This is a genomic window from uncultured Roseovarius sp. (genome assembly GCF_963972555.1).
In the GTDB taxonomy this organism is placed as follows: domain Bacteria; phylum Pseudomonadota; class Alphaproteobacteria; order Rhodobacterales; family Rhodobacteraceae; genus Roseovarius; species Roseovarius mucosus.
Genome location: NZ_CAXAUM010000010.1, coordinates 36,919 through 56,574, shown reverse-complemented (window position 1 = coordinate 56,574; position 19,656 = coordinate 36,919). Strand labels below are relative to the sequence as shown.

Here is a 19,656-nt window from a genome sequence, read left to right as displayed (position 1 = left end):
GCCCCTCCCCCAGATCTGCGCCCTAAACTCCGGTTATAGAGGGCGATTTTGCACCTCTAGTCCAATGGCCCGGCGTAATCGCACCCTGCATATGAGGTCCAACCGAGGCAGTCCCGCCCCGGTCTGCTACAGCAAAAGGACCCTTCCCATGACACGTATCATCGCTCTTGCCCTTGCCCTCACTTTGGGTGGCATGGCTCATGCCTCCGATGGCAAGGCCGTGGATGGCGCCAAAGCCGAAGAGATCAAGGCCACGCTGACTGAACAAGGCTACGAGGTTCGCAACATCAAGACCGAAGACGGCATGTACGAAGCCTACGCCATCAAGGACGGCGTGAAATACGAGATCTACCTCAACGAGGCGCTCAAAGTGGTCAAGACCAAGCAGGACAATTGATCCGCGACCGTCCCTCCGGGACCGGGCCGTCAGCGCCCGGTCTCTCCCCTTTAGAACACAGGAAATTCCCATGACCGATCACAAGATCTGGGACCCGTTCATCCGGCTCTTTCACTGGTCGCTTGTCGCGGGATTCGCGGCCAACGCCCTGATACTCGATGACGAAAGCAAGGTCCATGAATGGGTGGGCTATGCGGTGGTGGCACTTGTCGGGCTACGGTTGCTCTGGGGCTTTGTCGGCCCGCTCAGCGCCCGGTTTGCCAGTTTTTTTCCCAGCCAAACCGCCGTCATGGAACAGATTGGCGATATCGCCACGCATCGCCGCCGGGCCCATCTGGGCCATAGCCCGCTGGGGGCCTTGATGATTTTCAATCTGCTGGCTGTGATGCTGGCCATCGGCGTCACAGGCTATATGATGACCACCGATGCCTACTGGGGTGTCGAATGGGTTGAAGAGGCACATGAAATGCTCGTTGTCTGGGCAGAAATCTCGGTCGTTCTGCATATCGCGGCGGTCGTCTTTGAGAGCTGGAGAACGGGCGTCAACCTGCCGCGTGCCATGATTACGGGCAAGAAATCCGTGCCCGACGACGTTCGACTCGCCCGATGAAGCAAACCGTCAGCAGCCATCCGGTCACGCTCGTCCTCTTGATCGCGGTGCAGAGTTTCTGCGCCGCGTTCTTTCTTTGGGATGTGGCCTCGGATCTTGCGCCAGACGGCGTGCGCGCTCTGGCCCATCTGCATCTTGCCATCGAGACGGGGGCGGCTCTGGCGCTGTTGTCCGCCATCGTGTTCGAAGCGCGCTATCTCATGGCCCTTCTGCGACGCAAGGCGCATCTCGAAGAGCAGGTCTCGATTGCAACCGGCGCCTTTCACGACATCATTCTTGCGCATTTCGACCGTTGGACCCTGACCCCGGCGGAACGCGATGTAGCCATGTTCGCGATCAAGGGATTCTCCGTCACCGAAACGGCCGAGTTGCGCGGCTCGGCCCCCGGCACGGTCAAAGCTCAGCTCAACGCGGTTTATCGCAAGGCCGGAGTTTCCGGTCGGGGTGCGCTCCTTGGGCTGCTGGTCGATGAGTTATTGGCGGGTCCGCTGGTCGAGGCAACGCCGGACCGCCCCTGATCCGCCTTGCATGGACACAGGCTCTGCGGCATACCCATGCTGAACGGACGAAGCGAAAGCGCGCGGCATGACCAACACACTCGCGATCAGCCTTGGGGGGATTATCCTTCTGGCTCTCGGGGCCGATGCCGTGCTGAACGACAGCACCGCAACCCTGTTCCTCGGGCGCAAGCTGATTGATCTGATCGAGTATCTCGCCTTCTGGCGATAAACCTCCTGTGTATCCCCCGGCATTGACTCGTTTCGAAATTCGTTTATGTTCGCTTTCAATTGTTAGCGCTAACATTGATCTCGGAGGATGCCATGCCCCTGAAACTTGCCATCAACGGATTTGGCCGCATCGGCCGCAACGTGCTGCGCGCGCTGCTCGACTCGGGCCGCGATGACATCACCGTTGTCGCAATCAACGACCTCGCCCCGGTCGAAACCAACGCCCACCTGCTCGAATTCGACAGCGTGCATGGCCGCTTTCGAGGCCAGATCACCACGACCGCCGACAGCATCGACGCCGGGCGCGGGCCGATGCGTGTCACCGCCCTGCGCGACCCCGAGGCGCTGCCTTGGGCAGATGTCGACATCGTGCTCGAATGCACCGGCATCTTTACAGACCGCGACGGTGCCGCCCGCCATCTCAAGAATGGAGCGCGGCGCGTGCTGGTCTCTGCCCCCTCGGCGGGGGCCGACCGCACCGTGGTTTACGGCGTCAATCACGCAGACCTGACCGCCAAGGATGTGATCGTGTCCAACGCCTCCTGCACCACCAATTGCCTCGCCCCCTTGGCAAAGGTGCTGCATGAGAGCATCGGCATCACCCGCGGTTTCATGACCACGATCCACAGCTACACCGGCGACCAGCCGACACTCGACACCATGCACAAGGACCTCTACCGCGCCCGCGCGGCGGCGCTCAACATCATTCCCACCACCACCGGTGCCGCCCGCGCCGTGGGTCTTGTGCTGCCCGATCTAGCCGGGCGGCTCGACGGCACCGCCATCCGCGTGCCCACCCCCAATGTCAGCGTCGTGGACCTGACCTTCGAGGCCGCGCGCGACACCAGCGTGGATGAGATCAACACCGCCGTGACCCAGGCGGCCAAGGGCGCGCTCTCGGGCGTTCTCGATGTCACCACCCGCCCGCTGGTCTCGTCGGACTTCAACCACGATCCGCACAGTTCGATCTTTGCCACCGATCAGACACGAGTGATGGAGCGACGGCTCTGTCGCGTGCTCAGTTGGTATGACAACGAATGGGGATTTTCGAACCGTATGCTGGACGTGGCCGCCGCCATGGGCCGTCACCTCGACTCCGGGCGCGGCCCCGCGCCACGCCACGCACGGGTGATGGAACCCACCTGAACGGCGTCAGGAAAACTTGGCCAGCAGCGCCTCGCGCACCGGGGGTGTGACGAATTTGGTCACATCTCCGCCCAACCGGGCGATTTCCTTGACCAGTTTGCTGGCAATCGCCTGATGATTGGCGTCGGCCATGAGAAAGACGGTCTCGACCGAATTGTCCAGCGCCCGGTTCATGCCGACCATCTGGAATTCATATTCGAAATCCGCCACGGCCCGCAGCCCGCGCACGATCACCTGCGCGCCCACATCATGCGCGCAATTGATCAGCAGGTTCTCAAACGGATGCGCCACAATCTCGGTACCGGTCTGCGCGCTCAGCTTGGCGCATTCCGCCTCGATCATTTCAACCCGCTCTTCCAGCGTAAAGAGCGGCCCCTTGTCCCGGTTGATCGCAACCCCCAGAACCAGCCGGTCCACCAGCACTGCCGCGCGGCGGATAATGTCGATATGGCCCAAGGTGATCGGGTCGAACGTGCCGGGATAGAGACCAATGCGCATGCGGCCCTCCATTGCTGCAATCGCCGCTCACGCAACAATACTATGCAAGGGGATGCAAGTGCTTAGTAGCCCATGATCATGCCTTCAAGGGCGGTCTTCTCCATCGCCAGCTCTTCCAGCCGCGCCTTGACCACGTCGCCAATGGTCACGATCCCCACCAGCTTGCCCGCCTCGACGACCGGCATGTGACGAAACCGGCCATCGGTCATCCGTGCCAGCACCGCATCGGATGTATCCTGCCGCGAACAGCAGACCGGGTTGCGGGTCATCATCTCGCTGACGGTTTCGGTCATGCAGGCCACGCCGCGCACGGCCAAACTGCGCACGATGTCACGCTCTGACAGGATGCCCTCTACGCCCTCACCGTCACGCGACACGACCAGACCGCCAATTCGGCGCTCGGCCAGTATCTGCGCCGCCTCCGAAACCTTGGTCTGCGGTGTGATCGTGATCACCGCGCTATCGCCCTTGGATTTCAGGATTTGCTGCACCAGCATGACACGGCCCTCCGCAAGAATATGTCCATTAAATCAGCGTGATCTATAATAAAATTTCTGTCAAGTGCGCGCCTCCAAGGCCTGCACCTCTTGGCGCAGCCCCTCGACCAGCGCTGTGGCAAAACGGTTCTGCCGTTCCAGCCGCCGATCATCGGCATGGCGCACCAGATAAAAGCTGCGCGTGAGCGAGAATTGCGCGGGCAGCACCTTTTGCAGCCCCCGCGCCCAAGGCAGTGAGAAATCGTGCAACACCCCGATCCCGCCCCCCTGACGCACCCAATTGAGCTGCACCGACACCGAATTCGACGCAAGGCCGACACGCTCGATCCCCGCCTCGCTCAGATAGTCCAGTTCCTTGTCAAAGATCATATCGGGGATATAGCCCACCATCCGATGCGCGCGCAGGTCCGCCAGCGTCGAAATCGGGGGATGCGACCGAAGATAGCGCGCTGTCGCCGCCAGATGCAGCCGGTAATCGGTGATCTTCTGCACCGTCAGCCGTCCCGCCGTGGGCGGGCTCACCGCGATCACCATATCCGCCTCGCGCCGGGTCAGGTTAAAGACGCGCGGCAGCGCCACGATCTGAATCTCCAGATCCGGGTTCTGCGCGCCAATCGCGGCGCAGACCTGCGGCAACAGGAAATTGGCGCAGCCATCCGGCGCACCGATGCGGATCTGCCCGGCGATGCCCCCCGCCTGCCCGGCCATTTCCTCGGTGGCCTCCTGCATGGCGGTTTCCGCCCGCAGCGCCGGCCCCATCAACCGTTGCCCCGCCTCGCTCAGCACATATCCCGTGGGCGATTTGGCAAAAAGGGGCGCGCCCAGCTCTTCCTCGAGCCGCGCGATGCGCCGCCCGACCGTCGCCGGATCAATTCGCAATATCCGCCCCGCCCCCGACAGGCTCTCTGAGCGGGCAACCGCGAGGAATATGCGAATATCGTCCCAATGCGGCGTCATTCCCGGCCCCCTTTGCAGAAATGCAAATCACTTTTGGAACATTGCCTCTTTCCGCAGGAGTTTTGCAAGACTACCCTGCCGCCAACCAAGGAGGAGGAATCCCGATGCAAGAGCTTACCCATTATATCAACGGTCAACACGTCAAGGGCACTTCCGGGCGCTTTGCAGATGTGTTCAACCCTGCCACCGGCGAAGTGCAGGCCAAATGCCCGCTCGCGAGCATCGAAGAAATGGATGCCGCCGTCGCCGCGGCACAGGCCGCCCAGCCCGCATGGGCCGCCACCAACCCACAGCGCCGCGCCCGCGTGATGATGGAATTCGTCCGCCTGCTCAACCGCGATATGGACAAGCTGGCCGAGGCGCTCAGCCGCGAACATGGCAAGACCTTCCCCGATGCCAAGGGCGACATCCAGCGCGGCCTTGAAGTGGTCGAATACTGCATCGGCGCGCCGCAAATGCTCAAAGGTGAATTCACCGATGGCGCGGGCCCAGGCATCGACATCTATTCCATGCGCCAGCCGCTTGGCGTGACGGCGGGCATCACGCCCTTCAACTTTCCGGCCATGATCCCGATGTGGATGTTCGCCCCTGCCCTGGCATGTGGCAACGCCTTCATCCTCAAGCCGTCCGAGCGTGACCCCTCGGTGCCGCTGATGCTGGCCGAACTGATGGAAGAGGCAGGTTTGCCCAAAGGCATCCTGCAGGTCGTGAACGGCGACAAGGTGGCGGTGGACGCGATCCTCGACCACGAGGTGATCCAATCCATCGGCTTTGTCGGCTCGACCCCGATCGCACAATACATCTACGGGCGTGGCTGCTCCAACGGCAAGCGCGTGCAGTGCTTTGGCGGCGCCAAGAACCACATGATCATCATGCCCGATGCCGATATGGATCAGGCCGCCGATGCCCTGGTCGGCGCGGGCTATGGCGCGGCGGGCGAACGCTGCATGGCGATTTCCGTCGCGGTTCCGGTGGGCGATGAAACCGCCGACCGCCTGATCGAAAAGCTGGTGCCGCGCATCGAAAAGCTGAAGGTGGGGCCCTACACCGCTGGCAATGACGTGGATTACGGCCCGGTCGTGACCGCCGAGGCCAAAGCCCGCATTCTCGGCCTTGTCGAGACAGGCATCGCACAGGGTGCCAAACTCGTGGTCGACGGGCGCGATTTCAAATTGCAGGGCTATGAGGATGGCTTCTTTGTCGGTCCGCATCTCTTTGACCACGTGACACCCGATATGGACATCTACACGCAGGAAATCTTTGGCCCGGTGCTCTCGACCGTGCGCGCAGGCTCTTACGAAGAGGCCCTGAAGCTGGCGATGGACCACGAATACGGCAATGGCACCGCGATCTTTACCCGCGACGGCGACGCCGCGCGCGATTTCGCGGCCCGTATCAATATCGGCATGGTCGGCATCAACGTGCCCATCCCCGTGCCGCTGGCCTATCACACCTTCGGCGGCTGGAAGAAATCCGGCTTTGGCGATCTCAACCAGCACGGGCCGGATTCGTTCAAATTCTACACCCGCACCAAGACCGTGACCGCCCGCTGGCCGTCCGGCATCAAGGAAGGCGGCGAATTCAATTTCAAGCCGATGGATTGATCCATCTCACCACTCACGACCCAAGGCCCCGGCATCACGCCGGGGCCTTTTTCATGACCTCACCCGTTATCCCACCGGCCCGATCTGCATCGCCTGTTCGATCATCGCCGCGACCGAGCCATGTACATCGGAATCCGCCCAATAGGCGTTATGCGACAGCGGGTTCCACGCGCTCAGCGCATTGCCCGCGCTGATCCAACGATCCCGCAACTCTCCGCGCTCTTTCAGCACCGCATAACCCCCACCCGCCCCCGCCAGAGGCATTCCCAGAATGTCATTGCGACTGTTGAGGTTGATCCACCACGGCTTGAACCACTTGCCCGCCGGAATGGCGGTGCCGGGACGGTCGATGGCCTTGACCTCTCCGGGCCTGCAACTGAACGTAAAGACCGGGATATTGCAGCCAAAGGTTATAAATCCCGCCATGGTCTCGAACCGCTGAAACGGGGTGGGGGCGGTCGTGTGCCCCTTTTGCATATCCCAGATATGGTTCGAGATGATGTGCCCGCCCAACGAATGCGCCAGCACGATCAGCGGCGCGCGGCCTCCTGTCACCCCTTCGAGATGCGCGATGGCGTTCGACACGCGGGCGTGGACCCGCGGATAGACATAGGCGTGATCGCCCTTCTCCCAGCGGTAAGAGGCGGCATCGGCCAACCGATGCATCACGAAATCCCGCCAAGCCATCCAGTTGGCCTCGCCCGCCAATGCCGCATCCATATATTGCTGTTGCCGCTCTTGCAGGATGTCCGACCAGAAAATCTCGCGCCAGCCGACCAATGTGTCAAAGCGCGTGGCCCCCATCCGCTTGCGCAAGCCTGCGTAAAGATCGCGGGAAAAGCTGACGGCATTGGCCGCCTGCGGCCGGTCGCCTTGGCTGCCCATGCCGTGAATGACCGCCACGGCAACCCGGTGTTCCTCTGGCATGGCAATGCCCCCCTTGAAATATGTATGCTGAAATCAAAGCGCCTTATCTTGGCAAGAGACCATAAAACCGCCTGTCGCGCAATCTTGGGGCGAATGGCATGGCGACATCAAAAAGCTCTCCATGATGACAATCCCGTGAGCGTGTCCGGGTATCCGCCCCCGCAGCTCTTCGCTTTTGCCGCCATCCTCCTTAAGTAGAGTGCAGCAGTCACCACAGAGAGGATGAAATCCCGTGAAACCCGGCCTTCTGACCCGCCGCCATGCCATAGCCACCGGCGTTGCAGCCCTTGCAACCCCCGGTATCCTGCGCGCCGAACCCGAGACCACTAACCGCCGCAACGCGTCCGCCTTTGTCACCCGCGACTGGCGCGACCATTTCGACAGTTTGGGCAAGGGCGCTCTCTTGGCCGATATCGACAGCCGCGCGCTGCATTACTGGGGACCGGATGGCGAGACCTACGCGCTCTACCCCTCTTCCGTTCCGATGACAGAGGAACTCACGCGCCGTGGTTATACCGAGATCGTGCGCAAGCGTGTCGGCCCCGACTGGACGCCGACCCAATCCATGCGCGAACGCGATCCCACCCTGCCCGCCTATATGCCCCCCGGCCCCGGCAACCCTCTGGGCACCCATGCGCTCTACCTCAGCTGGCCCGCCTATCTCGTCCACGGCACCCACGACACCCGCAAAATCGGGCGGCAATCCTCCTCGGGCTGCATCGGCCTCTATAACGAGCATATCGAGGAACTCTTCGCCAAGGTCGAGGTCGGCACGCAGGTGCTCTTGCTCTGAGCGGATCGGGCCAGCGTGTCCCAATCGCAGCCCGCCGCACATAGACCCCAGAGGTCGCCGGGATCAGCCCGGCGGCCTTTTCCGTGACGTGCGGGTGTTGCAGGGGCGTTGCACCTGCCCCTGATGCTGCCCCCTGATCTTCGGTGCCAGGCTGGATTGAGCCCACCTCTACTCTGTGGCGGGCATCAACAAGGCGGCCGTGCAAAGCCTTGTCTTGCACGTTCCGCCTTGTCGCGAATGACGCATCCCTCCGCATGATCGTTCATGAACCCTGTCGCCTGCATGAACGCGAAAATCGTCGTGGGTCCCAGGAACTTCCAGCCCCGCCTTTTCAGTTCCTTTGCCAAAGCGCGCGAGGCGGCGGAGGTCGACATGGTCTGGGGCTCCGCAAGGGTATCTGGCGCGGGTTCAAATCGCCAAACGAATGCCGCAAGCGAACCTTCCTTCTCGACCAGTTCCCCCATGCGCTGCGCGTTGTTGATGGTCGCCTCGATCTTGCTCTTGTTTCGGACAATCCCTGTGTCCGCCATCAGGCGCGCCCGGTCCGCATCCCCGAAGGCCGCTATTTTCGTGTAGTCGAAACCGGCAAAAGCCGCGCGAAAATTCTCGCGTTTGTTCAGGATCGTGCGCCAGCTCAGGCCGGACTGAAAGCTCTCGAGACAGAGCTTTTCAAACAGCCGGATGTCATCAACAACCGGAAAGCCCCACTCGCTATCATGGTAGTCGAGAAATTCGGGCGCGGCACTGCACCAGCGACAACGAAGCTGGCCATCCGGCCCGGCGACCACCTTGTCCATCGCTCAACCTTTCAACGCGTCGAGGCCCGGCGCCGTCTTTTTGACGTCCACCTCCGTGAATTCGGCGGTGACGACATCGTTGATGACGAATGGATCGGCCTTCACGCGCGTCTCAACCTCCTCGCGGCTTTCGCCGATGGCCAGGATCGCGCCTCCCCCTTCGGGCGTCAACGAGCCGACGCATTGGAAAACACCGTCGGCAAACCCCTCTGCAATCCATTGGTTGTGCCCCGCCATGAAGTCTTTGGCGGCGGCTTTGTTCGCGGAGAACTTGAGCAGGATAATGAACATGTTTGGCCTTTCAGCGAAGTTTTGTCGTGACAGTGTCGAGCCAGTCTTCAAGTGCAGTCACTTCGGCCCGCAGATAGGTTTCATCGCGATAGGCAGAGGCCATCACCGCAATGCCCTGCGAACGCCCAAGGAGGTGGAGCGCAAGAGACGCGGATTCGTCTCCATGGCCCAACGCATGAAATTGGTCGGTCAGCCAATCCCGAAACAGGGTAAATACCTCAGCAGCACGCGATTGCGCGATATGATCAAGTTTTGCCAGTTCTGTCGTGAGCGTACCCACGGGACAGCCAAAGGCCATGATCTTGGTCTGATTGGTCAACAGGATGCGGATGAAGGACAAGATGCGTGCCTTGGGCAATTTGTCGGCGTCCCAACTCTCGAGCATGCGCGCCGTCTTTGACAGCCTCCGGTCGATCACGGCGTCAAGGATGTCGTCTTTGGATTTGAAGTGGTGGTAGAAGTTGCCCCGCGAAATCCCGACCGCATCCGCAATATCCGCAAAGGATGTCGCCTCGAACCCATTCTCATAGAACAGGTCGTCAGCCTTTTCCTCGATAAGGTCGCGCGTCTTGGTTCGGGTCATGGGCACCTGCCTGAAGGTCAGACAAAACTTAGGACGATTGTCCTAATTCTGTCAATCCTTCAAAACCGGACGCTCGTTCTTCGTATATGCGCCTCGTGCACGCCGCAGCGCGATCGGCGTCTCGCCGTGGTGCTTTCTGAACGCCCTTGAAAATCCCTCCACTGACGAGAAACCATAGCGTCGCGCAACCACGTCGACCCGGTGTCCTTTCGCGATGTCTTGCCGCGCCAATGTCAGCCGCCAGCGCCGAAGATAGGAGGCTGGCGGTTCGCCCACTTCCGCCAAAAACCTCTCGGCGAACCGGCTCAGGGACATGCCGGCGAGCAGCGCGAGATCCTCGTTGCGCCACGCCTGCCCCGGACGGTCGTGCATCGCGACGATGGCCCGGCTCAGGCGCTGATCCGAGAGGCCGGCGAGAAGTCCGGGTCGTGTGTGTCCGGCCTCGATCTGCGCACGCATCATCCGCACGATCAGCACTTCGCCAAGACGGCTCAACACAGAGTCCACGCCGCATCGTTGCCCGATGATCTCGGATTGCATCATCCGTACCAGCCCGATGCTGTCCGGATCATCCCGCAAATCTATAGCGACCGTTTCGGGAAGCGCGGTCAGAAAGGGATTTTGCGCACCGCTCCAATCGACGAGCGCCCAGAAGAGGACCGGGGCCTCATTCGTTGGCAAACCGGTGCCGCGCGTCCGAAAGCACGCCTGGTGCGGTGTGCCGTCGGGGGCCGTGCAGACAACCAGGTTCGCGTTTTCCGCCAGCGCCGACCTGACGGCCAGCTTGAACCTGTCGATCAGGGTCGTCAGTCGGTCGTATCGTTCCATCTGGGTGTTTCGGTCTGATTTTCAGGATTTTGGTGATCATAAATCTGATACTGAGAGGGCGCAACCTTCCTAATGGAGAGACACCTGATGCTTGTTCCCCGCCAGAAAACCCCGGATCTGAAGCTTCCGACGCTCGATCACGGTACCTTTGACCTGTCGTCGGAGGCCTCGCCCCGCGGCACCGTGATCTGTTTCTATCGCGGGCTGCATTGCCCGATCTGCGCCACCTACCTGACCGAGTTCCAGAGACGGGTCGCCGATTTCACCGAACGCGGTGTCGGCACAATCGCGGTCAGCTCTGACGGCGAGGATCGTGCCCGCGAGATGGCGACCAAGATCGGCGCGGACACATTGCGCTTTGCCTACTTCCTCTCTCTGGCGAAGGCGCGCGAATGGGGGCTGTATATCTCGACCTCGCGGGGCAAGACCTCGATCGGGATCGAAGAGCCGGCTCTCTTCTCTGAACCGGGCCTCTTCATGGTCACACCGGAACAGTCACTTTATTACGGTTCGGTCCAGACCATGCCCTTCGTTCGGCCGCATTTCTCGGAACTCGTCGGAGCGCTGGATTTCGCGATCAAGAACAACTACCCAGCCCGCGGAGAGTATACCGGCGCGGTCTGAAGACGACCGTCTGCGCCGCCAAGGCTTCAAATGCCGCGTGGTGGTGACATGAAGCTCGCCATTCACCACGCCAGCCCCATCCCGGACACCTACCGCGCGGCGCGGGTCTCGAGCCGCTTCAACGTCGAGGGCGACGCCGATTTCCGCGTCGAGGTCGAGGCTGATCTGGCCGCCCGCCCGTGGCAGGTCGGCCTCATCGTCGGCCCCTCGGGCAGCGGGAAATCCTCGCTCGCCCGCGCGGCCTTTGGCGCGCAGCTTGATCCGCGCTCGTGGCCCGAGCACGTCCGACCCGCGTTCGAATGACCGGATCATGCCCTTTGATCCGCCCAACTCAGTAAGCGCCAACGACAGCAAACACCACTACGGATAGAAATAATTTGATTTTATACACTTTAAAGCTGAAGCTTCAGTTAGCCAAGTGCGTGTCGAAGCGATTCGATGAGCCACATGGCAAATTGACAAGGAGAGATTTAATGGACGCCAAAGAATTTTCACCAGATCATACGATCTATAAAAACCTGCTTATGGAAGGCGGCCTGAAAGGCCGTGTGCCCGAAGGCGAGCTGAAACATTTCGTCGCGCAAGCGACGGCTGCCGCGGCGCTCGCGCCCATAGGTGCGAAGGGATCAGTTGTCATGGGTTTGATCTACGGCAACGTGACCTGCAATCCTACGGAAGATCCATACAAGGTCTGGTCATTCGACGAGTCAATTTGGGGCCTCGGCGCAGCGGGCGGTTCTGCAATTGGGTTCCTCTACACCGCCTATACTGCTTGGGATCCGTTCTTCAAAAGAACAACTGGGTTCCACGTACAGGGCGCCGGTGAAGGCGGTGGCATACTCCAGATCAACTTTCTAGAGGGTGCCACGCCTATCGGCCAGTTCAATGGTGCGATGGCCGGTGCCGGAGCCCTTGAGGGCGGCGCGAACGGCCGTTGGAAACACTCCTAACAGACGGATGAAAACCGAGGGGGTGATGGAGTTTCAACTCCCCCTCAAGAAAACTGCCAAGTATGACCCTACCGCCACCTCTCCACCGGCGAGCAGTTCCGGGCTGAGCTCGCGCGCATTCTGGCCGAGCGGCCGAGCTTTGCCATTCTCGACGAGTTCACCTCGACCATTGACCGGTGCGTGGCCCAGATCGGGGCCGCCGCCTTTGCGAAGGCGTGGCGGCGCGGCACCGGCAAGTTCGTCGCCGTCACCTGCCACGAGGACGTAGTGTCCTGGCTACAGCCCGATTGGGTGATCGACACCCGGCGCGCCGAGTTCCGCTGGAGGCGTCTTCGACGGACACCGCGCATTGCCATGGACATTCACCAGACAGACGGCTCCTTCTGGCCCGCCTTTGAGCCGCATCACTACCTGAAGCTGCCCCGCATGATCGCGGCCAATTACTACGTGGGTTTCGTCGACGGCGCGCCCGTGGCGCATCTCGCCGTCTCGACCCGGCCGGGGCTGGTTGAGGGCCGCGCCTGTCGCCTTGTCGTCATGCCCGAATGGCAGGGCGCGGGGCTGGGCCTGCGCTTTCTCAACGAGGTCTGCGCCCTCTGGCGGCGCGGCGTGAACCGCTACGACAAGCCCATGCCGATGCTCTTTCATACCTCACACCCCGGCCTCGCCGCAGCCCTCCGTCGCGATCCCCTCTGGGCGCAGGTCTCAGCCATCCTCTATGCCGAGTCCAAAGAGCGCAGCATGAAGACCCTCGCCGCCGCCCGGGCGCGTCGCGGCCTCAAGCCCGCCGGGACCGGCTACGGCGGCCACTTCCGCGCCGTGCAGGGGTTTCGGTATGTAGAGTGAGAGGGGGGTTTAGGGGGGTGTTGAAGGGGCGTTGAAACTGCGCGGCCCCGCTATCTAATGAAGACGAATCTGAAAAAAACGAACGTGCGGCGGCCAATTGGCCGCCGCATTAGAGGAGTTCGTGGAATTAGAAAGGCTCGATCCGAACCCAGTTGGCTTCACCATCAGCGATGTGTTTCGCAATGTTTTCTTGCCACTTCTTTCGTGCGCCTTCGTGGACGAAGGTATAAAGCTTGCCGTCAACCATTTGCGTAACGTTGGGGTCGCCCGGACGCTTGTAGCCCTGCGATGCAGCCCACGCGCAATAGGCATCGAACTGCGGAGCATAGGCCGCCGGATCTGCCTTGAAGGTATCACGGTTCTCTTCTGAGCTGAAAACCCAGAGCGCTCCGTCCCAATGATGGAAAAACTCTGCTTTGCCTTGTGTTGGCGTTCCCTGAGAATACGTCACAGGATCATAACCGGCGAAGGCAGTCCCGAGGGTGTTGGCAGCACTTGCAGGCAAGACCATTGCTGTGGTGGCCGCCATAGCGATCGCGGCGAAGAGTTTTTTGGCCATACTGAGATCTCCATTCATGTCGATATATGCCAGACCTATTCCTGACATGCGGCCGACCATGTCAGAGCCTCAGAAACCAGCAAAGTAACGCTTAATCACATCAAGTTCAGCTAAGTTGCCCGCATCTTGGGGCGACCACCAGTCTCCCTAACCGTGAATACACTGGGCTCCGAGCACCCCGAGCCATCCTTTCAATTCCGGAAATCTACTATGCATGCAAATTGCGGCATTCAACCAAATGGGTTTGATCCATCCATTCTCTGCGCTGCACAAACTGCAGCCTTTTCAGACAGGCATTCTGGATTAGCGATGCGATGGGCATCCTCTACGTCGTGTCCAAGGAGCGCAGCATGAAGACCCTCGCCGCCGCCCGGGCGCGCAAGGGCCTCAAGCCCGCCGGGACCGGCTACGGCGGGCATTTCCGCGCCGTGCAGGGGTTTCGGTATGTGGAGTGAAAGGGGTGTTGAAGGGATGTTGAAAATGCCCGTCAAGTTCCTGCTCAATGACCGAAGTCAGCCTGAAGCAGACCGATATCAAGCTCCCAGCAAGCCGACTCAGGTAGGACGGATTCCGGAAGTTCGCCGCAGGCGTGAACGCAGCCAGGGCCCAATACAGAAGCTGGCATTCAGTCTACCTAACGCAGCCGAACCGTGATTATCGACATAGAGGGCATAAAGCGACTGTAACTCTAACCTGCCAATGCCTTAACAGGAACAAGAGCAGATGACAGATTAAGGCGAATCCAGGTGTTCAAGCTTCTCGGCCTTCCGCAACCAAACTCAACATGCCCAGACGCCCGAAAACTGATGCCAGTATAGCAATTCGACGCGGCGCAATTGGAAAACGTGCCATTTTGTGCGGTGATAATTCTACCGTCCTTCTCTATCCTTATGCTCACGCCTTTGTGTACAAAACTTAATCGCTCCATTTTGACAGTCTCGGGGGGCAAAAAGCGCAGAATCAAAGAATAATTTCGAGAACGCGAACGTATGACAATGCCATTGCCGCTTGTATTGACGTCCCATAGCTCATCACCAATTATCCACTCATTTTCTCGAATTTCGAGAATTACTTTCCCGCTCTCATCTCTAATCCTCGCATTGAGGTAAAATCCCTCATCAGCCTGCCGGGGCTTGGTGAACCAAATTACCTTTTCCCCCGCGACTTCTAATATTATTTTGCACTGGCGGAACTCTGAGTTGCCGAGGAGAACAATCGGTTGATCGCCGGTCAATCGAAATGCTCCAAATGCACTCCCATTACGCCTGCAATAAGGATCTGCATCCATTATTGCGACCTGCGCATTTGTCAGCAAGCCATGCTTTTTTTCGTCATGGCAAGATCCACACAATAAGGTAATGCCTTTGGGGTTGTGCTCCATTGCGTCAGCGTATTCTGGATCGAAATGGTCATACTGTATAATTCCACGTCCACAGGACACACAGCCGAAGCCACATCTCTGGCGAACCTCCAACTTAACTGCATCAGGTATATGTCTTGAAAGCCCGTACTTGTTCAGTTTGTTCTTCATAGCGCTCTTAATGTGAGAAACGTTGGATCCTGAGTTTTAGTAGATCGTACCGGAGCCGCCTCAAACGGCAACCATATTTTGCGACCTTGGAAATTCCTCCCCGTTTCGCCCTGCCACCAAACAAACCAGTCCACCTGGCAGGCCCCGCGAACGATGGGATGGTCCGCACTTTGGAGCTCGGGCTGGAAGATGCCGCTGCACGTTGCCTTCAAGGTTAGGTTCAGGGAAGCCGCAACGCAGCGAAGACCATCCTGGCAATTTTCCGGAGAGACCGGCTATGAAAGTCGCCGTTTCCAAAAAATCCCGTTGCTGTAAACTACACTGTAATTCACTGCAAACTTCGCTGTCACGCTACAAACGCTGTAGGGTTACACTCTAGTTTACAGTGATGCCGGATGACTCAGGATGAGGCCGGAAGAAGGCGGATTACCCAATGAAATAAAGGTTTCGAGCGCTAAGGGGACCGCCAGGACGCGCGAGTACAAAGTTTGCAGTAAATCGGCAAAACAGCGCCAACAGGGCGAAACTTAGCGCGTTGACCGGGCATGGGCGCAGACGTGGCGAACCGTACCAAACCCCATTAAAACAGGGTTTAAGCGTCTCTTGGATGGGCATTAAACAAGCCATTGAAAGGTCTTTTCCGCATCCGGAACTGGGACCCAGACCACCCAGTTCTACTTTGTCTTCCCAGATCCCGGCTGCTGCCTTTGAAATCAAAGGCTTGGCAATTGCAGGCGGAATGGTGTCAAAAAAGAAGTGGGACCCTTGTCGAGATCGAAACACAGCTGTCGCTGCTGGTGCAAAACGTGTCTGACCAGCCTTCGAATGACTCGATCGAGCCCGTTCCTACGGAGCATGCATCAATGCAGAGAACAACCGATCTGCGAACCTCAGAGCAATCGCGCTCCTGTTCCTTCTTTTGCCAGATGGTCATCTTCGTTGACCAACGGGCAACGATTTACGCTCAGACAACCACAGCCGATGCACATCGCCATCTTGTCGCGAAGGGCCGTCAACGCTTCGATCCGACGTGTAAGATCGTCGTGCCACACTTCAGAGATCCGCGCCCAATCTTTTGTGTCCGGAACAGAGTATGTGGGCAGGCTTGAGAGGGCTTCCGCGATTTCGGAAAGTGGCACTCCGGCACTTTGAGCGACCTTGATCACCGTTACCCGTCGTAGGACCTCACGGCGATAGACACGATGATTTGCGCTGTTCCGTGTAGAGGCTATCAGCCCCTGACGCTCGTAGAAATGCAGCGTCGATATCGGCAAGCCGCTTCGTTTCGCGACCTGACCGACAGATAAATAGCTTTCCGCCATGAGAAACTCCTTGACCTAAACCATTGTTGAGGTTCCAGACATACGGCTGTCAAGGAGATCAAGATGGCTGATACGAAACAAAACCCGACTTTCAAGGGAGACGCATTCGTCTCATGGCGTGAGTTTTTGAGCAGCGCCTACACTCCGGCTCTGGCCCTGGTTTGCCTATCTGTCTGGCTGCACGCGGCGGATTCGCTGATCGTGGCAACGATGCTGCCTTCCGTTGTGGCTGAGATCGGCGGGGCCGGGTTGGTCGGCTGGTCGGTCTCGCTTTACGAAATTGCATCTGTCGTTGCCGGAGCGGCAAGTGCCCTTCTGACGATACGCTACGGGCTTCGCATGCCCATGTGCCTAGCGGCCCTTGTCTTCGGCTTCGGGTGCTTTCTGAGTGTGGTTGCACCTTCCATGCCCCTCCTTCTGGCCGGCAGGGTCTTTCAGGGCTTGGGTGGCGGCGGTCTGGTAGCCATGGGTTTTGTGGCGGTAGGAGTCATCTTTCCCCGACGCTACACCGCGCGGGCTATGGCCGCTGTCTCGACTTTTTGGGGCGTATCGGCGTTCCTCGGGCCGTTGATCGGCGGATTTTTTGTAGAGTTTGCAACCTGGCGGTGGGGCTTTGCATTCTTCGGCGGGCAGGCCATCGCCCTCGCCCTCTGGATTGCGCTGCGCCCGGATCACGCACCATCTGATGCCAGAGTCAGAACTGTCTTCCCATGGAGGCGTCTGGCATTGCTCTGTCTGTCTGTGCTTCTGGTCTCCTATGGGGGTGTGGAGATCAAACCGATGCAGACCACCCTGTGCGTTCTTTCCGGGGGCTCCTGCCTGATCTTGTTCCTTCGGCTGGACCATCGCGCTCAGGACGACCGTCTCCTTCCGTTACGACCGTTTGACTTAACGAAGCCGACCGGATCGGCCCTGCTGATGATCCTGTCGCTCTCGCTTGCCACGATTGCCATCACCGCCTTTGGCCCTCTTCTTGTCGTCGTAATTCACAATACATCAGCTTTGACCGCAGGTTACATTGTCGCGTGTTCCTCGATTGGGTGGACTGTGACGGCGGTGCTCTTCAGTGGATCGCCTGAAAGACTGGACCGTCTGATGATCGCAATCGGGATGGCGCTCGTGGCCGCGAGCATCGTCGGGTTTCTCTACGCCGTTCCTAACGGGCCGGTCTGGCTCATCTCCGTGTTCTCAGCGCTGGAAGGTGCGGGATTCGGGATGGCGTGGACATTCATCCTCAGACGAACCACCGCCCTTGCTGATCCGGAAGAAGTGCAGCGGATCTCCGGGGCGATCCCTACCATTCAGCGCCTCGGCTATGCCCTGGGCGCTGCCTACATTGGGATTGTCGCGAATGCGGCTGGTTTCGCAACGATGGATACGGCGGCACAGGCGGTGAAAACTGCCGGATGGATATTTGCTGCCTGTCTCCCATTTGCACTCCTCGGTCTTTTATCCATGGTGATGCTCGTTCGGACGGATTTGCGTGGCGTCAGTGGAGCCTTACATGGCTAAAGCAAACCTTGGCGCAGACGCAGCTAAAGCCGTCTTCCTCCGCTCACCGCCGGTCGGGCGTTCGGTCCAAGTGTCTCATAATGGATCATATGTTAAGGAAAAACTGTTTTCTGTAGTGAAACATGGGACCGCTTGCCGCTTTGCTGTTAGGAGAGGTGCCCAGCCCAGAATGGGAAATTAACTATGAGACTATCTGCTCTGAGATACTCTCAAGAATTTCGCTTATTTCCTGCTCAAACTCCCTCAACGAACGCCCATCGACGATCCGAACATTCCCCCAGTCATGCTCATTGACGTAAGTTCTGAGCTCTTCCTCGAAGGCATCGCGTAGGAAATAAAATCTCTCCTTGATCCGTTTGCGACTGGATATTGTCCCCACTGGCGAATGCTCTTCAAGCTCAATTATCTTCTTGAGATTTGTGAGGGTCGTCGGCATGTCGATGAATATTGGAATGGGAGATTTGTCACTCTTCTGAATAGTGAAGACATTTCGCCCAAAATCACTATCCGTCGTTTCTTGCACAAACGTGAAGCCATGCTTCTCGGCGAAGGACTGGAAACTCTTCCAGTAGATCGACTTGTTCTCGACCAGAGCAAAACCCGGCAGAATGATAATGACACTGTTTTCTGTACTGCCTACTTGAGAATATACCTTTTGAATCACGCCATGCAGAAAGTTTTCATAATATCCTGCCACAAGAATCTGGATGGAGATTCGCCGGATAGAAGGTATTTTATAGATGTATATTAATGACATGGTTATTGCGGCAGATGTTAATCCAAAAAGAACACTAGACACGACGCCATTGCTAACCAGACTGCCAATTTCTTTAAAAAGCCATGACAACCCTAAATGATCGACAATAGACCGTAACTGCTCGGCCATTGAGGATGCGTTCGCCTGATCAAAGATAATTCCTGACACGGCCATCAATATTAGCGAGGTAACGCTCGACGCCAGCACTGCCCACCAAAAAACGGTGTAGAGCCGTATATCCCGACTTCGGCCACGATTTTTCCTCGCATTTGTTTCGGTCATGCAATCAATACCTCAGTTTGAAATTGCCCCTCTTTGGGTTGAAGAATTACATTCTCAAGCGTCAACCCAGCCTGTGCTAAGTAGTCGTTTGCAATAGCTACGATCTGATCGTGACGTTTGACAAGTTCGGCATAATCGCCTTCATTTTTGTACGAAGGGTAGATGTTCCTGAAGATAATTTTCATTCTAGGCGTTGGGAGATTGAACCGATCTTTTATTACGTGCAGCGCCATCAACGCACGGGCATTGTCATTCGTGCCTAGAATAAAGTCTGAGAATATTAATGATGTCCTGGCCGCCTTTGGCATCAACAACCTTATAAAAAAACGTTTGGAGGCATCCGATGTGACCTGAAAGGACCATTCATCTTCTCGGGTGTTAAGATCGTTCACTTTAGAAACGCCCCTGTTAGAGGATAGTCGGCCGATAAAATTCAGCGTCCCAGGCAAAAACTATCACTTCTTTCAATGAAGGGCTTTCCACCATGAAGGTCCAGTGATCGCGCGCCACTCGCGGCACCTCTAGTGAGTCGTCGCAGATCTTGATCTCAAACATGCATAGCCGTCTATGAATTCATACAGGCTTGTTCTGATGTGAGTCTAGGTAAAATGTTGCTC

26 protein-coding genes are annotated in these 19,656 nt (G+C 58.5%); 12 read left to right on the top strand and 14 right to left on the bottom strand.

Annotated features, from left to right (window positions below; genetic code table 11):
- Positions 1-148 precede the first annotated feature (148 nt).
- The 5 genes from AACZ65_RS11420 (at position 149) to gap (ending at position 2,881) form a co-directional block, all read left to right on the top strand.
- A complete protein-coding gene (locus AACZ65_RS11420) occupies positions 149-397 on the top strand; it encodes a PepSY domain-containing protein (RefSeq protein WP_339670916.1) in 249 nt (82 codons plus the stop codon).
- A 70-nt stretch (positions 398-467) separates the two neighbouring features.
- Entirely contained in the window at positions 468-1,007 is a 540-nt protein-coding gene (locus tag AACZ65_RS11415; RefSeq protein ID WP_037268491.1) for a cytochrome b/b6 domain-containing protein, read from the top strand.
- The gene (locus AACZ65_RS11410; protein WP_037268490.1) at positions 1,004-1,525 is read left to right on the top strand and encodes a response regulator transcription factor; all 522 of its coding nucleotides are present in this window, start codon (positions 1,004-1,006) and stop codon (positions 1,523-1,525) included. The genes AACZ65_RS11415 and AACZ65_RS11410 overlap by 4 nt, the downstream gene beginning before the upstream one ends.
- Before the next feature lie 67 nt (positions 1,526-1,592).
- On the top strand, positions 1,593-1,736 hold the full coding sequence (locus AACZ65_RS11405; protein WP_037268488.1) for a hypothetical protein: 144 nt from the start codon (positions 1,593-1,595) through the stop codon (positions 1,734-1,736).
- A gap of 92 nt (positions 1,737-1,828) precedes the next feature.
- Positions 1,829-2,881 carry a type I glyceraldehyde-3-phosphate dehydrogenase gene (gene gap, locus AACZ65_RS11400; RefSeq protein ID WP_339670912.1) on the top strand — a complete coding sequence of 351 codons (1,053 nt, stop codon included), beginning with the start codon at positions 1,829-1,831 and terminating at the stop codon, positions 2,879-2,881.
- 6 nt (positions 2,882-2,887) lie between these two features.
- On the opposite strand, the gene coaD is transcribed toward gap, so the two are convergent.
- The 3 genes from coaD to AACZ65_RS11385 all read right to left on the bottom strand — a co-directional run bounded on the left by coaD (position 2,888) and on the right by AACZ65_RS11385 (position 4,833).
- A complete protein-coding gene (coaD, locus tag AACZ65_RS11395; protein ID WP_037269746.1) occupies positions 2,888-3,379 on the bottom strand; it encodes a pantetheine-phosphate adenylyltransferase in 492 nt (163 codons plus the stop codon).
- Positions 3,380-3,441: 62 nt separating this feature from the next.
- On the bottom strand, positions 3,442-3,876 hold the full coding sequence (locus AACZ65_RS11390; RefSeq protein ID WP_037268481.1) for a CBS domain-containing protein: 435 nt from the start codon (positions 3,874-3,876) through the stop codon (positions 3,442-3,444).
- Between the two features lie 60 nt (positions 3,877-3,936).
- Entirely contained in the window at positions 3,937-4,833 is an 897-nt protein-coding gene (locus tag AACZ65_RS11385; RefSeq protein ID WP_339670908.1) for a LysR family transcriptional regulator, read from the bottom strand.
- 104 nt (positions 4,834-4,937) lie between these two features.
- Between AACZ65_RS11385 and AACZ65_RS11380 the strand changes: the two genes are divergently transcribed.
- A complete protein-coding gene (locus AACZ65_RS11380) occupies positions 4,938-6,437 on the top strand; it encodes a CoA-acylating methylmalonate-semialdehyde dehydrogenase (RefSeq protein ID WP_339670906.1) in 1,500 nt (499 codons plus the stop codon).
- Positions 6,438-6,503: 66 nt separating this feature from the next.
- On the opposite strand, the gene AACZ65_RS11375 is transcribed toward AACZ65_RS11380, so the two are convergent.
- Complete coding sequence (locus tag AACZ65_RS11375; RefSeq protein WP_339670904.1) at positions 6,504-7,364, bottom strand: hypothetical protein; 861 nt, start codon at positions 7,362-7,364, stop codon at positions 6,504-6,506.
- A 232-nt stretch (positions 7,365-7,596) separates the two neighbouring features.
- Here AACZ65_RS11375 and AACZ65_RS11370 point away from each other — a divergent pair, with 232 nt between their 5' ends.
- Positions 7,597-8,157 carry a L,D-transpeptidase gene (locus tag AACZ65_RS11370; protein WP_339670902.1) on the top strand — a complete coding sequence of 187 codons (561 nt, stop codon included), beginning with the start codon at positions 7,597-7,599 and terminating at the stop codon, positions 8,155-8,157.
- Positions 8,158-8,342: 185 nt separating this feature from the next.
- Here the strand turns inward: AACZ65_RS11370 and AACZ65_RS11365 are convergent, their stop codons facing one another.
- The 4 genes from AACZ65_RS11365 to AACZ65_RS11350 are packed head-to-tail and all read right to left on the bottom strand — an operon-like array spanning position 8,343 to position 10,656.
- Complete coding sequence (locus tag AACZ65_RS11365; RefSeq protein WP_339670900.1) at positions 8,343-8,954, bottom strand: DNA-3-methyladenine glycosylase I; 612 nt, start codon at positions 8,952-8,954, stop codon at positions 8,343-8,345.
- A 3-nt stretch (positions 8,955-8,957) separates the two neighbouring features.
- Positions 8,958-9,245 (bottom strand): hypothetical protein, encoded by a 288-nt coding sequence (locus tag AACZ65_RS11360; protein WP_297541973.1) that lies wholly within the window; start codon positions 9,243-9,245, stop codon positions 8,958-8,960.
- Positions 9,246-9,255: 10 nt separating this feature from the next.
- Complete coding sequence (locus tag AACZ65_RS11355) at positions 9,256-9,828, bottom strand: TetR/AcrR family transcriptional regulator (protein WP_297541971.1); 573 nt, start codon at positions 9,826-9,828, stop codon at positions 9,256-9,258.
- Positions 9,829-9,879: 51 nt separating this feature from the next.
- Complete coding sequence (locus tag AACZ65_RS11350) at positions 9,880-10,656, bottom strand: AraC family transcriptional regulator (protein WP_339670898.1); 777 nt, start codon at positions 10,654-10,656, stop codon at positions 9,880-9,882.
- A gap of 87 nt (positions 10,657-10,743) precedes the next feature.
- Here AACZ65_RS11350 and AACZ65_RS11345 point away from each other — a divergent pair, with 87 nt between their 5' ends.
- From AACZ65_RS11345 to AACZ65_RS11330, 4 genes are all read left to right on the top strand, one after another.
- Complete coding sequence (locus tag AACZ65_RS11345) at positions 10,744-11,280, top strand: peroxiredoxin-like family protein (protein ID WP_339670896.1); 537 nt, start codon at positions 10,744-10,746, stop codon at positions 11,278-11,280.
- Between the two features lie 48 nt (positions 11,281-11,328).
- Entirely contained in the window at positions 11,329-11,583 is a 255-nt protein-coding gene (locus AACZ65_RS11340; protein ID WP_339670894.1) for a hypothetical protein, read from the top strand.
- 170 nt (positions 11,584-11,753) lie between these two features.
- The gene (locus tag AACZ65_RS11335) at positions 11,754-12,230 is read left to right on the top strand and encodes a hypothetical protein (protein WP_339670892.1); all 477 of its coding nucleotides are present in this window, start codon (positions 11,754-11,756) and stop codon (positions 12,228-12,230) included.
- A gap of 180 nt (positions 12,231-12,410) precedes the next feature.
- The gene (locus tag AACZ65_RS11330) at positions 12,411-13,076 is read left to right on the top strand and encodes a hypothetical protein (protein WP_339670890.1); all 666 of its coding nucleotides are present in this window, start codon (positions 12,411-12,413) and stop codon (positions 13,074-13,076) included.
- Positions 13,077-13,203: 127 nt separating this feature from the next.
- On the opposite strand, the gene AACZ65_RS11325 is transcribed toward AACZ65_RS11330, so the two are convergent.
- From AACZ65_RS11325 to soxR, 3 genes are all read right to left on the bottom strand, one after another.
- On the bottom strand, positions 13,204-13,635 hold the full coding sequence (locus AACZ65_RS11325; RefSeq protein WP_339670888.1) for a YHS domain-containing (seleno)protein: 432 nt from the start codon (positions 13,633-13,635) through the stop codon (positions 13,204-13,206).
- Between the two features lie 688 nt (positions 13,636-14,323).
- Positions 14,324-15,166: a hypothetical protein gene (locus tag AACZ65_RS11320; RefSeq protein ID WP_339670886.1), complete on the bottom strand. Its 843-nt coding sequence runs from the start codon at positions 15,164-15,166 to the stop codon at positions 14,324-14,326.
- A gap of 890 nt (positions 15,167-16,056) precedes the next feature.
- Complete coding sequence (gene soxR / locus AACZ65_RS11315) at positions 16,057-16,488, bottom strand: redox-sensitive transcriptional activator SoxR (RefSeq protein ID WP_339670884.1); 432 nt, start codon at positions 16,486-16,488, stop codon at positions 16,057-16,059.
- Positions 16,489-16,551: 63 nt separating this feature from the next.
- Here soxR and AACZ65_RS11310 point away from each other — a divergent pair, with 63 nt between their 5' ends.
- Positions 16,552-18,000: an MFS transporter gene (locus AACZ65_RS11310; protein WP_339670882.1), complete on the top strand. Its 1,449-nt coding sequence runs from the start codon at positions 16,552-16,554 to the stop codon at positions 17,998-18,000.
- A gap of 181 nt (positions 18,001-18,181) precedes the next feature.
- Here AACZ65_RS11310 and AACZ65_RS11305 read toward each other — a convergent pair whose 3' ends face one another.
- Genes AACZ65_RS11305 through AACZ65_RS11295 form a run of 3 tightly spaced genes read right to left on the bottom strand, consistent with a single transcriptional unit; the run spans position 18,182 to position 19,594 of the window.
- Positions 18,182-19,039 carry an STING domain-containing protein gene (locus AACZ65_RS11305; RefSeq protein WP_339670881.1) on the bottom strand — a complete coding sequence of 286 codons (858 nt, stop codon included), beginning with the start codon at positions 19,037-19,039 and terminating at the stop codon, positions 18,182-18,184.
- A complete protein-coding gene (locus tag AACZ65_RS11300) occupies positions 19,036-19,431 on the bottom strand; it encodes a hypothetical protein (protein WP_339670879.1) in 396 nt (131 codons plus the stop codon). Before AACZ65_RS11300 ends, AACZ65_RS11305 begins: the two co-directional genes overlap by 4 nt.
- Before the next feature lie 16 nt (positions 19,432-19,447).
- Entirely contained in the window at positions 19,448-19,594 is a 147-nt protein-coding gene (locus AACZ65_RS11295) for a hypothetical protein (protein WP_339670877.1), read from the bottom strand.
- Positions 19,595-19,656: the final 62 nt, after the last annotated feature.

Coding starts and splice junctions, on each gene's coding strand:
- AACZ65_RS11295 (WP_339670877.1), bottom strand. CDS start 19,594: ATGTTTGAGATCAAGATCTGCGACGACTCACTAGAGGTGCCGCGAGTG.
- AACZ65_RS11405 (WP_037268488.1), top strand. CDS start 1,593: ATGACCAACACACTCGCGATCAGCCTTGGGGGGATTATCCTTCTGGCT.
- AACZ65_RS11410 (WP_037268490.1), top strand. CDS start 1,004: ATGAAGCAAACCGTCAGCAGCCATCCGGTCACGCTCGTCCTCTTGATC.
- soxR (WP_339670884.1), bottom strand. CDS start 16,488: ATGGCGGAAAGCTATTTATCTGTCGGTCAGGTCGCGAAACGAAGCGGC.
- coaD (WP_037269746.1), bottom strand. CDS start 3,379: ATGCGCATTGGTCTCTATCCCGGCACGTTCGACCCGATCACCTTGGGC.
- AACZ65_RS11380 (WP_339670906.1), top strand. CDS start 4,938: ATGCAAGAGCTTACCCATTATATCAACGGTCAACACGTCAAGGGCACT.
- AACZ65_RS11310 (WP_339670882.1), top strand. CDS start 16,552: ATGGCTGATACGAAACAAAACCCGACTTTCAAGGGAGACGCATTCGTC.
- AACZ65_RS11360 (WP_297541973.1), bottom strand. CDS start 9,245: ATGTTCATTATCCTGCTCAAGTTCTCCGCGAACAAAGCCGCCGCCAAA.
- AACZ65_RS11335 (WP_339670892.1), top strand. CDS start 11,754: ATGGACGCCAAAGAATTTTCACCAGATCATACGATCTATAAAAACCTG.
- AACZ65_RS11345 (WP_339670896.1), top strand. CDS start 10,744: ATGCTTGTTCCCCGCCAGAAAACCCCGGATCTGAAGCTTCCGACGCTC.
- AACZ65_RS11365 (WP_339670900.1), bottom strand. CDS start 8,954: ATGGACAAGGTGGTCGCCGGGCCGGATGGCCAGCTTCGTTGTCGCTGG.
- AACZ65_RS11305 (WP_339670881.1), bottom strand. CDS start 19,039: ATGACCGAAACAAATGCGAGGAAAAATCGTGGCCGAAGTCGGGATATA.
- AACZ65_RS11350 (WP_339670898.1), bottom strand. CDS start 10,656: ATGGAACGATACGACCGACTGACGACCCTGATCGACAGGTTCAAGCTG.
- AACZ65_RS11320 (WP_339670886.1), bottom strand. CDS start 15,166: ATGAAGAACAAACTGAACAAGTACGGGCTTTCAAGACATATACCTGAT.
- AACZ65_RS11325 (WP_339670888.1), bottom strand. CDS start 13,635: ATGGCCAAAAAACTCTTCGCCGCGATCGCTATGGCGGCCACCACAGCA.
- AACZ65_RS11420 (WP_339670916.1), top strand. CDS start 149: ATGACACGTATCATCGCTCTTGCCCTTGCCCTCACTTTGGGTGGCATG.
- AACZ65_RS11385 (WP_339670908.1), bottom strand. CDS start 4,833: ATGACGCCGCATTGGGACGATATTCGCATATTCCTCGCGGTTGCCCGC.
- AACZ65_RS11355 (WP_297541971.1), bottom strand. CDS start 9,828: ATGACCCGAACCAAGACGCGCGACCTTATCGAGGAAAAGGCTGACGAC.
- gap (WP_339670912.1), top strand. CDS start 1,829: ATGCCCCTGAAACTTGCCATCAACGGATTTGGCCGCATCGGCCGCAAC.
- AACZ65_RS11375 (WP_339670904.1), bottom strand. CDS start 7,364: ATGCCAGAGGAACACCGGGTTGCCGTGGCGGTCATTCACGGCATGGGC.
- AACZ65_RS11415 (WP_037268491.1), top strand. CDS start 468: ATGACCGATCACAAGATCTGGGACCCGTTCATCCGGCTCTTTCACTGG.
- AACZ65_RS11340 (WP_339670894.1), top strand. CDS start 11,329: ATGAAGCTCGCCATTCACCACGCCAGCCCCATCCCGGACACCTACCGC.
- AACZ65_RS11390 (WP_037268481.1), bottom strand. CDS start 3,876: ATGCTGGTGCAGCAAATCCTGAAATCCAAGGGCGATAGCGCGGTGATC.